The organism is Pseudomonas sp. Au-Pse12 (assembly GCF_021341665.1).
GTDB lineage: Bacteria > Pseudomonadota > Gammaproteobacteria > Pseudomonadales > Pseudomonadaceae > Aquipseudomonas.
Genome location: NZ_JAJTTH010000001.1, coordinates 504,846 through 518,366 on the forward strand (window position 1 = coordinate 504,846; position 13,521 = coordinate 518,366).

The following is a 13,521-nucleotide window of genomic DNA, read 5'->3' on the forward strand; positions in this document are numbered from 1 at the left end:
AGAAAAGCGATGTGGGCGGGGATAGATTCCATCGCCTTGTGGTCAAACTGCCAGTAAACTGCGGCCCATTTCCGAACCATCCTTTTCCAGAGGTTTTGCATGACTCTCAGTCCTTTTGCGGGCAAACCGGCACCGGCTGAATTGTTGGTCGACATCCCGCGACTGGTTACGGCTTATTACACCGGTCAGCCTGATGCATCGGTGCCTACCCAGCGTGTGGCCTTCGGTACTTCCGGGCACCGTGGCAGCTCGTTCGATCTGAGTTTCAACGAATGGCACGTTCTGGCAATCAGCCAGGCCATCTGCCTGTACCGCGAATCCCAGGGTATCGACGGCCCACTGTTTGTCGGCATCGACACCCACGCCCTGTCGACCCCGGCCGGGGCCAGCGCCCTGGAAGTGCTGGCGGCCAACGGCGTGACCGTGATGATCGCCGCCGGCGACGAATACACCCCCACACCTGCGGTGTCTCACGCCATCCTCTGCTACAACCGTGGGCGCACCTCGGGCCTGGCGGATGGCATCGTCATTACACCGTCCCACAACCCGCCACAGAGCGGCGGCTACAAGTACAACCCCACCAATGGCGGCCCGGCCGACACCCACATCACCAAGTGGATCGAAGCCAAGGCCAACGAACTGCTGGCGGCCAAGCTGGCCGGGGTCAAGCGCATCAGCTATGAGCAGGCGTTGAAGGCCGACACCACTCATCGCCACGACTACCTCAACACCTACGTCGCCGACCTGATCAACGTCATCGACCTGGATGCCATCCGCAACGCCAAGCTGCGCCTGGGTGTGGACCCGCTGGGTGGAGCAGGGGTGCGCTACTGGTCGGCGATCGCCGAGCACTATCGCCTGGACCTGGATGTGGTGAACAAGCAAGTGGACCCCACGTTCCGCTTCATGTCGGTGGACTGGGACGGGCAGATCCGCATGGACCCGTCCTCCAGCCATGCCATGCAAGGGCTGATCGGCCTGAAGGAGCGTTTTGACGTGGCCTTCGCCTGCGACCCCGATCACGATCGTCACGGCATCGTCACGCCGAGCGGCGGCCTGTTGGCGCCGAACAACTACCTGGCAGTGTCCATCGACTACCTGTTCCAGAACCGCCCGCAATGGCGCGCCGATGCCGCGGTGGGCAAAACCGTGGTCAGCAGCGGCCTGATCGATCGGGTGGCAGCACGCCTGGGCCGTCGTCTGTATGAAGTGCCAGTCGGTTTCAAATGGTTTGCCGACGGTCTGTTCGATGGCTCGCTGGGCTTTGGCGGCGAAGAAAGCGCCGGCGCCTCGTTCCTGCGCCGCGACGGTGGTGTCTGGAGCACCGACAAGGATGGCCTGATCCCGTCCTTGTTGGCCGCGGAAATGACCGCTCGCACCGGTCGCGACCCAAGCCAGGCCTATCGTGCGCTGTGCGATGAGCTGGGCGAACCGTTCTCGGTCCGCGTCGATGCCAAGGCCAACCCGCAGCAGAAGGCCTTGCTCAGCAAGCTGTCGCCACAACAGGTGACTTCGACCCAGCTGGCGGGCGAGCCGATCCAGCAGATCCTCAGCCACGCCCCGGGCAACGACCAGGCCATTGGCGGCCTGAAGGTCATGACCGAGAACGGCTGGTTCGCCGCGCGTCCGTCCGGCACCGAGGACATCTACAAGATCTACGCCGAAAGCTTCATCGGCGACGATCACCTCAAGCAACTGGTGCAGGAAGCGCAAACCCTGGTGGACACCGCCATCAGCGGCAACTGACCGGCGCTGCTGGCCTGTCAGGCAAATAAAGAAGGGGCGACCATCACGGTCGCCCCTTTTCGTTGGTGGCCGCGCTTCAGGCCAGATCCACCAGTACGATCTCGCTGTCCTGCAACGCGGTGACCTGCAGCACCTGCTCATCTTCCACTGCAATGCCGTCTCGAGCGTTGGCGCGCAAGCCGTTGACTTCAATCGCTCCCGTTGCGGGTACCAGGTACGCCCGGCGCCCACTGTCCAAGCGATACTCGGCGGTTTCACCGGCCTTCAGGTTGGCCGCCACCAGTCGCGCATCGGCACGAATCCGCAGGCTTTCCTCGTCGCCATCCTTGCCACTGGCCAGGGTCACGAAGCCCTCGCGCAGGCCTTTGGGAAAAGGCTTGGCGCCCCAGGAAGGCGCGGAGCCGGCCTGGTTGGGGATGATCCAGATCTGGAAGATCTTGGTTGGCGTGGCTTCCAGGTTGTACTCGCTGTGGGCGATCCCGGTGCCGGCGCTCATCACCTGTACATCGCCGGCTTCGGTGCGGCCCTTGTTGCCCAGGTTGTCCTGGTGGCTGATGGCACCCTCGCGAACGTAGGTGATGATTTCCATGTCGCGGTGCGGGTGCTGGGGGAAGCCGGTGCCGGGAGCGATCACGTCGTCGTTCCAGACCCGCAGGTTGCCCCAGTGCATGCGCTTGGGGTCGTAGTACTCGGCGAAGGAAAAGTGATGATGGGCATCCAGCCAGCCGTGGTGAGCGCCGCCCAGGGAGCTGAAAGGTCTGAGTTCAAGCATGATCTTCTCCTCATTAAGGGCTCGTCATGGCTCGTGGTAGCCGGGCCAGAAAACGATAACCGTTGGTTGATGGCGTGCATCTTCTATCAGTTATAGATCGATAAAAAGCGCAAAAAATGCCGTAATTCAATCGTAAAATTAGATAATTATTTTGCCGCAAAGCTGGTGTTAAACCTTCGGTTCATCGCTTAAGTTAATGACCTGCAAGCAATTGGCTGGATACCGTGAAAAAATCCGGCGACCATTACCGCTCAGCCTCATACCCTGGAGTCCGCGTGTCGCAACACACCCCCGATCTGCCCCCCGAGCTTTTGCCCCTGGCCCAGATGCCGCTGCTGAAACGCCTGGCGGCGCGCTTCTTCGGCCATGGCCTGAATCGCCTGCGGGCCCAGCATCGGGCGTCCTGGCTGCATGGCCAGGCCGATGGCTTTCGCAGTGGTCACACCGCAGGCGTGGAATACGGCTATCAGGAAGGCCGGCTTGAGGGGCTTGAGGAAGGTCGCCAGGTGTTGTTGATTCGCGACAGCCGCAACACCGAGCACCGCCCACCCGGGGTGGACGACCGTCTGTTCGATGACTGGCGCCTGCCGTTGAGTGGCGAGCTGAAGAAGCGCTTCAAGGCGGATGTTGCCCGCCTGCTGCCTGCCGGGGCGCAACCCAGCGCCGCGCAGTGGAAGATGATTTTCAGCGAAACCCCGGCCACCGCGGTGATTGCCGGGGCGGGCGCCGGCAAGTCGACCTCGCTGGTGCTGCGCCTGTTGCTGCTGCACCACTATCTGGGTTTCGAGCTGGATGCCATGACCGTGGTGACCTTCACCCGGGAGTCGCGCAAGGATTTCATCGGCAAGTTGACCCAGGTGTTTGCCTTGTGGGGGCGGCAGCTCGGCGCCAGGGAAGCCCGGGAGCTGGTGCGGACCTTTCACTCGCGGATCCTGCCGATGGTACGCAGCCTGCCGGGGTTCGAGCGCTTGCAGGCCTTTGAAAACCTCAGTGATCGGCTCCAGGGGGCCGAGGACGAGGTGGACAGCAACCCGTTCGACTTGCGCATCAATGATGCCCAGCGCAAGCACCTGAATGCCTGTTACCAGGCGTTGTATCGCAGTGACGAGCGTTTTCGCCTGGCCTTGCAGCCTTTGCTGCGCCACGCCCTGCAACTCAAGGAACTGGAGCGCGACCACCCGGACGTGCAGAAGCGCATGGCGGTGACGGAGCTGGCGGCTAAGCGCGATGAAGAACTGTGCGACACCGTGGAAGACCTGTGGTTGCGTGCTGGCGCCTGGCCGATCAAGGGCGTCGAGCCTCAGCGCCAGCGCTTCGAAATCAACGGCTCGACCTTTTACAGTCACGGCTACTGCGCGGAGCTGGATGCCTGGGTGGTGCTGGGCTTCGATCCACGCGAGAGCCCGCAGCTCAGCCGGCCAGGGGCCAAGCTTTCGGTGCGCGCGGAGTGGGCTGTAAAACGCACCCTGTTTCAAGCTTTCTGCCGTAAGCCATTGATATGGCTAGATAGTTATGAGTCATCGAAACGTTCTGCTGGTGCCTTTTCGGCCCAGGTCAGTGCCGGCCCGGGCTTCGATTACAAGGTCAAGGGCGAACTGGCGTCGGCACCGCTGCTCGATTGTTTTGTCGCCGCCGCCGGCTTTATCGAGAACCTGGGGCTGGACGTGGGCGATGCGGTCGGGCGCATGAGCTTTGCCCAGGACGACCCCGATCGGTTTTTCTTCGAGGCCCTGAGCCTGTTCTGGCGAGCCCTGGAAGACCACTTGCTGGACCAGTCGCCGCCGATCATGAGCTACAACCGCATGTTCGCCTTGTTCAGCGAGCGCTCGCCGGAGAACTTCAAATTGCTGAGCGACGCCTGCCTGAGGCCGATGTCGCACCTGATGATCGACGAGTTCCAGGATGTTTCGCCGCAGATCGTCTCCTGGATCAGGGCCAGCCTCGCCGCGATCCGCAGCCGTGGTGCCGCCATGCACATCGGGCGCGCGGCCCAGCATTCCTCGCTGCTCTGCGTCGGCGATGATTGGCAATCGATCTACGGCTGGCGGGGCAGTTCGCCCCAGTACTTCATCGAGTTCAACAAGGAGTTCCCGTCTCCGGGCACCACCCGGGTCATGCTCAGCGAGAACTACCGCAGCCATCAGCATGTGATCGATGCGGCGGAGCATATTGTCCGGGCCGCGCCGGCCATTGCCGGGAAGAAGGCCAAGGCCGCCGGCGAGCCGGGGGCGCTGTGGCCGGTGCAGGTGCTGGATCGTGATGACCAGGGCTTGGCCCAGCGTCTGGCAGAGCACTACAGGCAGGGTGATTCAATCTTGATGTTGTTTCGAAAAAGTAGCGATAAGTTATTGATAGAAGAGAGTATTTCGCAAATAGTTAATGTTGATTCTAGCTTGCCGCCCGCGGCGCGCAGGCTGAAGCAGCTGACCTATCACAGTGCCAAGGGCCTGCAGGCGGATGCGGTATTCCTGCTGGGCGATTGTCAGCACCTGAGCAGTTCACCCTATAAAAACCAGGTCTATCGCATGGCCGGGCTGGGCAAGGACGGTGACGCCGAACCCTACGACAGCGCGCAGAAGGACGAGATCCTGCGGCTGGCCTATGTCGGCATCACCCGGGCGGCCAAGCATTGCTACTGGTATGTCGACCGCCAGGAAGGGGCTTCGGGCAATGCACCCAAGGCCTCGGACCGGGTGCCGCGGGACAAGCCGTATTTTCAGGACTTGCGCCAGGCCACCTGAAAAAAAGCCCGCTGGCGAGGCGGGCTTCACATGGCTGGCCGGTGTTTCAGGCCTTGAATGCCAGGGATGGAGCAAAGGCTTCCAGCTCATCTTCCACGGCTTCGATTATTCGCTCGACATCCGCGGCGCTCATCACCGTGGCGCAGGGAATGCCGGCGATGGCGATCATGGTTTCGCCGCTGGCACGGTCGAAGAGTCGGGCGATCATGCTGCCCGGCGCATCCATGCTGGCTTCGAAGCCCATGGGGTGAAAATGCCAGCGCATCAACTGGCAGGCGTTGGGAAAGGTGACTTTACTGGCCCAGGCTCTGTTCATCGGTGGCCCACCTTGATTCATTGAGCGCTTCCTTGTGCTCGCGGTAGGAACGACCGGATCGTCAATGACCCGATCGGTTGAGGTTTTAAAAATAGCACCGGCGTGTGACGGTTCGCAGTTTTTTTGCCGCCGTCCGGCGGTTCACTGGTCGGTTATTGATGCCGCTCATGCCATCCGGGCGGCTGCCTCCCAAACCGTTCGAGCCAGCTTCGCGGCCGATCGTTGAAGCGTTGGGCGAAGTTCGGCAAGCTGCGCTTTTTCCTGTTCGAGAAGCTTATGTCTGCCGCCGATGACGGGCCCCTGCACACCCAGGCCACCGGTGAAACCGTGATGCGCTACCACCTGTGCTGGAAGCACCGGGACCTGGATGGCGTCATGGCGCTGTACCACCCGGACATCCAGTACAACGATTTTTTCCAGAACCGCACCCTGGGGCTGGACGAGTTGCGCGACTATGTGCAGGCCAGCATGCCCCGGGCCCCCGACGAGGCCCTGGAGCACTGCGACCGTATCCGCCTGGACGGCAACACCGCCTTCATCCAGTACCAGGTGACCCTGCGCGGCGGCCAGGGCCTGGTGTCGTTTCGTTCCAGTGAAGCGATTACCGTGCGCGACGGGCTGATCTGGCGGGTCAATGAGTACGCTTCCCTGGTGCGCGAACCCGCGCCGAGCAAGTCCTGCGCCAGCCTGCGCCCGGCCGCCAGCCGCCTGGGGTTGTCGCCGCGCCAGTTGAGTTTCATGGCCGAGGACCTGCAGCAGTATTTCCAGCGCCATCAACCGTACCTGGACCCGGAGCTGGACCTGCAGCGGGTGGCCCGGGAATGCGGCTACAGCCGCAACCAGATTTCCTACCTGCTCAACCAGGTGCTGGGGCAGAGCTTCTACCGCTACGTCAACCAGGCGCGCCTGCAGCATCTGCTGGCCGCGCTGGACCAGGCCACGCCCCCACTGCGCATTGACGAACTGGCATTTGCCGCCGGGTTCAACTCACTGTCGGCGTTCTACAGCTGTTTCCGCCAGCACACCGGGCAATCGCCCAAGGCCTACGCCAAGCAAATTTCTTTGCGTGCACGCGCGCAAGACAGCCCCTGAGGCCAGGCACTAGGATCGCCGCATTCGAAATTCGGGTTGCGGAGTGCTTGCATGCCGGCGTGGCGCAGTATCAGTTTGTGGATGGACCAACTCGACGAGCCGCTATTGCCGCGGCCGTCGCTTGCGCAGGATCTGGATCTGGACGTGGCGATCATTGGCGCCGGTTATACCGGGCTGTGGACCGCCTATTACCTCAAGCGCCAGGCGCCGCAGCTGAATATCGCGCTGATCGAGGCGCAGACTGCCGGTTTTGGCGCCTCGGGTCGCAACGGCGGCTGGCTGATGGGCAACCTGCTGGGCGAGGACCGGCTGCTGGCCGGTCTTTCGCCAGAGCAGCGCCGCGCCAGCTTCGACCTGTTGCACGGCATTCCCGATGAAGTGGCCCAGGTCCTCGAACGGGAAGGCATCGACTGTGATTATCGCAAGGGCGGGGTGCTGTACTGCGCCGCGCGCTACCCCGAGCAGGAAGCCAACCTGCGCCAGTACCTGGACAAACTCTATGCCCAGGGCCTGAACCAGGACGACTACCGCTGGCTCGACCCTGCGCAACTGGCCCAGCAGATCCGCTTGGCCAGGCCCTATGGCGGAATCTACGCGCCGCATTGCGCCACCATCCAGCCTGCCAAGCTGGTCCGCGGGCTGGCCCGGGCCGTCGAGCGCCTGGGGGTGCCCATCTATGAAAACAGCCCGGTGAGCCATTGGCAGTCCGGCAGCCTGCAGACCGCCAAGGCCTCGGTGCGCAGCCGCTGGATCGTGCCGGCGGTGGAGGGCTACTCGGTGACCCTGCCGCCGTTGGGGCGTTACCAGTTGCCGGTACAAAGCCTGTTGGTGGCCACTGAGCCGCTGGCGGAATCCACCTGGGATGAAATCGGCCTGAGCCAGGGCCAGGCGTTCAGTGAGAGCAGCCGGCAAGTCACCTACGGCCAGCGCTCGATGGACAACCGACTGGTGTTCGGCGCCCGCGGCGGCTATCAGTTCGCCAGCAAATTGCGCCATGACTTCGACCTGACCCGGGACGAGGTGGAGCTGCGCCGCTACCTGTTCGGCGAGCTGTTCCCGCAACTCAAGAACGTGCGCATCAGCCACTCCTGGGGCGGCAACCTGGGCATGTCCCGGCACTTCAAGCCGCACATGCTCTGCGACCGACGCAAGGGCATTGCCCTGTCCGGCGGCTACGGCGGCGAGGGGGTCGGGGCCAGCAACCTCGGCGGCCGGACCCTGGCCGACCTGATCCTGGAGCGCGACACCCCCTTGGTGCACCAGCCCTGGGTGCTGTCCGAACGCGGCCTGGAAGCGCTGCGCGCCTGGGAGCCCGAACCGTGCCGCTGGCTGGGCTACAACGCGATCATTCGCAGCTTCGTCCACGAAGACCAGACCCTGGCCAACCCGGCCTCGGCCCCATGGCGGCGCAGGATGGCCAGCCGTATCGCCGGCTTCATGGAAGGTTTCATGCACTGAGCCGGCTCTATGAACCGAACACCGTCCGTTCGGATTTTCCGTCGAAAGGTAGAACCATGAGCATCACCCAATTCAAGCAAACCGCGACGCTCACCCTGGCCGAGTCGGCCCCAGTGGCGGTGCCCCTGGGCACCCCGGTGGCCGTGACCTCGGTGACCGCCGTCGAGCGCAGCGACGGGGTCGAGACCGGCATCTGGGAATGCACCCCCGGGCGCTGGCGGCGCCAGATCGTCGCCCAGGAGTTCTGCCACTTCATCCAGGGGCGTTGCACCTTCACCCCGGACAGCGGCGAAACCCTGCACATCGAAGCCGGTGACGCACTGATGTTGCCGGCCAACAGCACCGGGACCTGGGATATCCAGGAGACGGTGCGCAAGACCTACGTATTGATTTTCTGATCCCTTGATTGCCTGCCAACAACAAAACCAGCCACAGGTATCGACTCATGATCCGCAAGACTTGCGCGTTGCTATTGCTCAGCCCGCTGTTCCTGGCCGCGTCCCTGGCCCAGGCCGCCGACACGGTGAAAATCTACAACTGGTCGGATTACATTGCCCCGGACACCACCAAGGCGTTCCAGAAGGACACCGGGATCGGCTTCACCTACGACGTCTATGACAGCAACGAGACCCTGGACGGCAAGCTGATGACCGGCAAATCCGGTTACGACATTGTGTTTCCCTCCAACCACTTCATGGCCCGGCAGATCCAGGGCGGGGCGCTGAAGAAACTCGACAAGCGCCAGTTGCCCAACTGGAAGAACCTCAACCCGGTGCTGCTCAAGGCCCTGGAAGTCAACGACCCGGGCAACCAGCACGGCTTTCCCTACCTGTGGGGCAGCACCGGCATCGGCTACAACGTGGCCAAGATCAAGGAAGTGCTGGGCAACGATGCGCCGCTGGATTCCTGGGACCTGATCTTCAAGCCCGAATACATGCAGAAGCTGCAGAAATGCGGCGTGGCGATCCTCGACAACGGCCCGGAGCTGATTCCCACGGCGCTCAACTACCTGGGCTTGCCACACCACAGCAAGAACCCGGCCGACTACAAGCAGGCCGAGGCCCTGCTGATGAAGGTCCGGCCTTATGTCAGCTACTTCCATTCGTCGAAGTACACCAGCGACCTGGCCAACGGCAATATCTGCGTGGCGGTGGGTTTCTCCGGCGACATCCTGCAAGCGGAAAGCCGTGCCAGGGAAGCGAAGAACGGGGTAGAGATCGGCTACTCGATACCCCGGGAAGGTTCGCCGATCTGGTTCGACATGGTGGCCATGCCGGTGGACGCGCCGGATGAGCAGGCCGGCTATGCCTTCATGAACTACCTGCTGCGCCCCGAGGTGATGGCCGGTGTCAGCAACTACGTGCACTACGCCAACGGCAACCTGCAGGCCGACAGCCTGATCGATCCGGCCATCAAGCAGGACACCAAGGTCTACCCGAGCCCGGAGATGATGAGCCAGCTGTTTGCCCTGGAAGCCATGCCGCTGGACATCGACCGCATCCGCACCCGCCTGTGGAACAAGATCCGCAGCGGCAACTGACCCGACAACCCGCTGTAGGGGCGAGCGTGTTCGCGATGGCCGTTACGCCGCGTTCACTGGGGGCGCGCGGCGTTCTTGAGTGCATCGCGAGCACGCTCGCTCCCACGGTGTGAGGTTCTGCGATCAAATGGGCCTCAACCGATCCAGCCCAGGGTCAGCCACACCAGCACGGCGTAGCGCGCGCCCTTGGCCAGGGTGACCAGCAGCAGGAAGCGCTTCAGGGGTTCGCCCATGACGCCTGCCACCAGGGTCAGCGGGTCGCCGATCAGCGGCATCCAGCTCAGCAGCAGCGCCCCGTGGCCATAACGCTGGTAATGCACTCGCGCGCGCTCCAGGTGGCGCGGGCCGACCGGGAACCAGCGGCGGTCTCTGTAGTGCTCAAGGCGCCGGCCCAGCCACCAGTTGAGCAGTGAGCCCAGGACGTTGCCCAGGGTCGCCACCAGCCACAGCCCGAGCACGGCCAGCTGGTTGTTGTGCAACAGGCCGACCAGCAGGGCTTCCGATTGCAGGGGCAGCAACGTGGCGGCGGCGAACGCCGCCAGGAACAGGCCCAGGTAAGCGCCGAAGATCAACGGGCCGGGTAGTCCGCAACCACCACGTCCTTGCCCTCGCGGGTCAGGCCGATGACCTGGAAGGCCTCGGCCCCCATGCCGTCCATTTCCATTCCCGGGGAGCCCATGGGCATGCCCGGGGCGGCGATGCCCAGCAGGTCGTCACGTTTGCGCAGGGCCAGCACCTGTTCGGCCGGTACGTGGCCTTCGACGAACTTGCCGTCGATCACCGCGGTATGGCAGGAACCCAGGCGCGGAGCGACGCCAAGCCGCTGCTTGACCGCGCTCATGTTGCTTTCCACGTGGTCGTTCACGGCAAAGCCGTTGTCTTGCAGGTGCTCGATCCACTTCTTGCAGCAGCCGCAGTTGGCGTCGCGGTGCACGTCGATGGGAATCAGTTCGCCAGCCTGGGCCAGGGAGCTGATCAACAGGGCGCAGAGGGCCGCCAGACGCAGTGAAGTTTTCATTGAAAGTCTCTTTGTCGCCGGTGAATAGGGAAGGGTGGCAAGGCCGGCCACCTGCGGTGCACGCTCGGGGTGGTGCATTTTGCGGTTTTTTTGCGTTTTCGCTGCCGGCTTTTGTTTCAAGGTGATACCGAAGTCGCGCGTCGATGGCGACCTTCAGAACCACAGGCGCAGCCCCAGCACCAGGCGCGGCTGGTGCTCCGGCGCGTCTGCCTCGCGGGCGTAGTCGGCGCTGCGGCCATAGCTGCGGCTCCAGGTCACCCCTATATAAGGTGCGAACTCCCGGCGTAGCTCGTAGCGCAGGCGCAAGCCCAGCTCGCTGTCCGCCAGCCCGGCGCCCTGGTCTCGCTCGCGGTCGTTGCGGCTGTACAGGTTGACCTCGGCGGAAGGCTGGAGGATCAGGCGCTGGGTCAGCAGCAGGTCGTAGTCGCCCTTGAGGCGCAAGGCGGCCTGGCCGCCTTCTCCCAGGTAGGCGGTGACCTGGCTCTCGAAGTTGTACAGGGCCATGCCTTGCACGCCCAGGGCGGCCCAGGTCTGCGGCGCACCGGGCTTGAAGTCCTGGCGCACACCGCCCACCAGGTCCCACCAGGGGCTGATGGCGTGGCCCCACAAGGCTTGCAGTTCGGCGTGCTCGGTCACGCCCCGGGTGCGCTGGCCTTCGCTGCGCAGCCAGAGCCGGTCGCGATCGCCGCCGACCCAGCCTTCGAGCTCCCAGGCGAGGCTGGCGCCGCGCTCGGCGTCTTGCCATTCCAGCTGGTCCACCAGCAGGAAGCTGTTCAGCGACGGGCCATGGATATGGCCGCTGGGCCCCTGGTAGACGGCCGCCCGGTCGGCTTCGCTGAGCACCGGGATCGGTGTCCGGCTTTGTGTCGGCGCTGGCGCCTGCATGCCGGGCTTCTGTGAGGGCGGCATGGCGTCCATGCTGTGCCCGGGCATGGCCGAATGGTCCATTCCCGGCATCGATTGGCCCTGTGCCGGGGCCCAGGGCCAGGCCAGCAGGAGCATGCCCAGGCCGCCGATCCCGGCGCGCAACGCCAATGGCGAGTATTCAAGCTTCATCGTGGCGCTCCTCCTCGACCCGGACTTCACGGAACATACCGCTCTCCATGTGGTACAGCAGGTGGCAGTGATAGGCCCAGCGCCCCAGGGCATCAGCGGTCACCCGGTAGCTGCGGCGGGTGCCCGGTGGCATGTCGATGGTGTGCTTGCGCACCTGGAAACGCCCGTGCTGGTCCTCCAGGTCACTCCACAGGCCGTGCAGGTGAATGGGGTGGGCCATCATGCTGTCGTTCACCAGTTCGATACGCAGCCGCTCGCCGTAGCGCAGGCGCAAGGGCTCGGCCTCGGCGAAGGGCAGGCCGTCGAAGGACCAGGCGAATTTTTCCATGTGCCCGGTCAGGTGCAGGGTCAGGGTGCGGCTCGGCTCACGGCCGTCGGGGTCGGCGAAGGTGCTTTTCAGGTCGGCGTAGCTCAGTACCCGGCGGCCATTGCCGCGCAGGCCAATGCCCGGGTCGTCCAGCCGCGGGCTGGGGTTGACGGCCTGCATGTCCACCAGTGGGTTGCCGCGTTCGCTGGCCGGATGGCTGATTGGCGCGCCCTGCGCCTGGTGTTCCATGCCGGGCATGGCCTGGGCGCCGTGGTCCATGCCCGGCATCGCCGCGTGATCCATGCCGCCCATGGCCATGTCGGCCATGCCCAGCAGGGGGCGCGGGTCCAGGCTCGGCACCGCGGACCTGAGCCCCGGGGCGCTGGCCAGGGTGCCCAGGGCATAGCCACTGCGATCCATGGCCTGGGCGAACAGGCTGTGGGCACCGGCAGCGGGCTGTACCAGCACGTCGTAAGTCTCCGCCACGGCGATGCGCAGCTCATCCACGGTCACCGGCACCACGTGCTGGCCGTCAGCGGCAACCACGGTCATCTGCACACCGGGGATGCGCAGGTCGAAGTAGCTCATGGCCGAGGCATTGATCAGCCGCAGGCGCAGGCGTTCCCCGGGCTGAAACAGCCCGCACCAGGGCTGGCCGGGAGGCTGGCCGTTGAGCAGGAAGGTGTAGGTGGCGCCGCTGACATCGGCGAGGTCGGTGGGGGTCATGTTCATCTGCGCCCACATCTTGCGCTCGGCCACCGTGGCCGCCCAGCCGTCGCGGCTGACGTCCTCGATGAAGTCGCCCAGGGTGCGCTTGTGCTGGTTGTAGTAGTCGGACTGTTTCTTCAGGGTGCGCAGGATCTGTTCCGGGGCCTGGTCGCTCCAGTCCGAGAGCAGCACCACGTAGTCGCGTTCGTAGCTGAAGGGCTCCGGCTCGCGAGCGTCGATCACCAGCGGGCCGTAGACCCCCAGCTGTTCCTGGAGCCCGGAATGGCTGTGGTACCAGTAGGTGCCGTGCTGCTTGACCGGGAATGAATAGCGGTACAGGCCGCCGGGCTCGATGCCTTCGAAGCTCAGGCCGGGGACGCCGTCCATGTTCGCCGGCAGGATGATCCCGTGCCAGTGAATCGAGGTGGGGTGCTCCAGGCGGTTGCGCACCCGCAAGGTCACTCGGTCACCTTCGCGCCAGCGCAGCAAGGGCCCGGGCAGGCTGCCGTTGATGGCCATGGCCTGGCGTGGGCGGCCGCTGAAGTTCACCGCCAATGGCTCGATGCACAGGTCGAAATCGTTGCCGGCCAGGACCTCGGGCTGGCCCGGGCTGCTGACGGCCCAGGCCGGGCTGCGCCACAGGCCGAAACCGGCCAGGACGCTGCCGGCGGCCAGGGCCTTGACGAAGGTGCGTCGGGAGGAGCTATGCAGTGCGAAGGGGTGGGGCATCGGCGGCTTCCAGTCAGTCAGCGGATTGGAGCGGACTC

Annotated in this window: 12 protein-coding genes; 6 read left to right on the top strand and 6 right to left on the bottom strand. The window is 64.4% G+C overall.

Annotation, left to right across the window (positions count from 1 at the left end; translation table 11 throughout):
* The first annotated feature begins 99 nt into the window (after positions 1–99).
* Complete coding sequence (pgm, locus tag LXM55_RS02205) at positions 100–1,746, top strand: phosphoglucomutase (alpha-D-glucose-1,6-bisphosphate-dependent) (protein ID WP_233318199.1); 1,647 nt, start codon at positions 100–102, stop codon at positions 1,744–1,746.
* Between the two features lie 76 nt (positions 1,747–1,822).
* Here the strand turns inward: pgm and LXM55_RS02210 are convergent, their stop codons facing one another.
* Positions 1,823–2,518 (bottom strand): pirin family protein, encoded by a 696-nt coding sequence (locus LXM55_RS02210; RefSeq protein WP_233318201.1) that lies wholly within the window; start codon positions 2,516–2,518, stop codon positions 1,823–1,825.
* 275 nt (positions 2,519–2,793) lie between these two features.
* On the opposite strand from LXM55_RS02210, the gene LXM55_RS02215 reads away from it, so the two are divergent.
* A complete protein-coding gene (locus LXM55_RS02215; protein WP_233318202.1) occupies positions 2,794–5,259 on the top strand; it encodes a UvrD-helicase domain-containing protein in 2,466 nt (821 codons plus the stop codon).
* A 46-nt stretch (positions 5,260–5,305) separates the two neighbouring features.
* Here LXM55_RS02215 and LXM55_RS02220 read toward each other — a convergent pair whose 3' ends face one another.
* Positions 5,306–5,575 (bottom strand): DUF1652 domain-containing protein, encoded by a 270-nt coding sequence (locus LXM55_RS02220; protein WP_233318205.1) that lies wholly within the window; start codon positions 5,573–5,575, stop codon positions 5,306–5,308.
* Between the two features lie 276 nt (positions 5,576–5,851).
* On the opposite strand from LXM55_RS02220, the gene LXM55_RS02225 reads away from it, so the two are divergent.
* The 4 genes from LXM55_RS02225 to LXM55_RS02240 are packed head-to-tail and all read left to right on the top strand — an operon-like array spanning position 5,852 to position 9,665.
* Positions 5,852–6,667, top strand: coding sequence for a helix-turn-helix domain-containing protein (locus LXM55_RS02225; RefSeq protein WP_233318206.1), 816 nt, complete (start codon positions 5,852–5,854; stop codon positions 6,665–6,667).
* Between the two features lie 51 nt (positions 6,668–6,718).
* Entirely contained in the window at positions 6,719–8,125 is a 1,407-nt protein-coding gene (locus LXM55_RS02230; RefSeq protein ID WP_233318209.1) for an NAD(P)/FAD-dependent oxidoreductase, read from the top strand.
* Positions 8,126–8,181: 56 nt separating this feature from the next.
* Complete coding sequence (locus tag LXM55_RS02235) at positions 8,182–8,523, top strand: cupin domain-containing protein (protein WP_233318211.1); 342 nt, start codon at positions 8,182–8,184, stop codon at positions 8,521–8,523.
* A gap of 47 nt (positions 8,524–8,570) precedes the next feature.
* On the top strand, positions 8,571–9,665 hold the full coding sequence (locus LXM55_RS02240) for a polyamine ABC transporter substrate-binding protein (RefSeq protein ID WP_233318213.1): 1,095 nt from the start codon (positions 8,571–8,573) through the stop codon (positions 9,663–9,665).
* A 134-nt stretch (positions 9,666–9,799) separates the two neighbouring features.
* On the opposite strand, the gene LXM55_RS02245 is transcribed toward LXM55_RS02240, so the two are convergent.
* The 4 genes from LXM55_RS02245 to LXM55_RS02260 form a co-directional block, all read right to left on the bottom strand.
* Positions 9,800–10,237, bottom strand: coding sequence for a YqaA family protein (locus LXM55_RS02245; protein WP_233318214.1), 438 nt, complete (start codon positions 10,235–10,237; stop codon positions 9,800–9,802).
* Positions 10,234–10,683: a DUF411 domain-containing protein gene (locus LXM55_RS02250; RefSeq protein ID WP_233318216.1), complete on the bottom strand. Its 450-nt coding sequence runs from the start codon at positions 10,681–10,683 to the stop codon at positions 10,234–10,236. The genes LXM55_RS02245 and LXM55_RS02250 overlap by 4 nt, the downstream gene beginning before the upstream one ends.
* A gap of 153 nt (positions 10,684–10,836) precedes the next feature.
* Complete coding sequence (locus LXM55_RS02255; protein WP_233318217.1) at positions 10,837–11,739, bottom strand: copper resistance protein B; 903 nt, start codon at positions 11,737–11,739, stop codon at positions 10,837–10,839.
* Positions 11,729–13,465, bottom strand: coding sequence for a copper resistance system multicopper oxidase (locus LXM55_RS02260; RefSeq protein WP_233319016.1), 1,737 nt, complete (start codon positions 13,463–13,465; stop codon positions 11,729–11,731). The genes LXM55_RS02255 and LXM55_RS02260 overlap by 11 nt, the downstream gene beginning before the upstream one ends.
* Positions 13,466–13,521: the final 56 nt, after the last annotated feature.

Coding starts and splice junctions, on each gene's coding strand:
- LXM55_RS02210 (WP_233318201.1), bottom strand. CDS start 2,518: ATGCTTGAACTCAGACCTTTCAGCTCCCTGGGCGGCGCTCACCACGGC.
- LXM55_RS02250 (WP_233318216.1), bottom strand. CDS start 10,683: ATGAAAACTTCACTGCGTCTGGCGGCCCTCTGCGCCCTGTTGATCAGC.
- LXM55_RS02225 (WP_233318206.1), top strand. CDS start 5,852: ATGTCTGCCGCCGATGACGGGCCCCTGCACACCCAGGCCACCGGTGAA.
- LXM55_RS02255 (WP_233318217.1), bottom strand. CDS start 11,739: ATGAAGCTTGAATACTCGCCATTGGCGTTGCGCGCCGGGATCGGCGGC.
- LXM55_RS02240 (WP_233318213.1), top strand. CDS start 8,571: ATGATCCGCAAGACTTGCGCGTTGCTATTGCTCAGCCCGCTGTTCCTG.
- LXM55_RS02220 (WP_233318205.1), bottom strand. CDS start 5,575: ATGAACAGAGCCTGGGCCAGTAAAGTCACCTTTCCCAACGCCTGCCAG.
- LXM55_RS02230 (WP_233318209.1), top strand. CDS start 6,719: ATGCCGGCGTGGCGCAGTATCAGTTTGTGGATGGACCAACTCGACGAG.
- LXM55_RS02235 (WP_233318211.1), top strand. CDS start 8,182: ATGAGCATCACCCAATTCAAGCAAACCGCGACGCTCACCCTGGCCGAG.
- pgm (WP_233318199.1), top strand. CDS start 100: ATGACTCTCAGTCCTTTTGCGGGCAAACCGGCACCGGCTGAATTGTTG.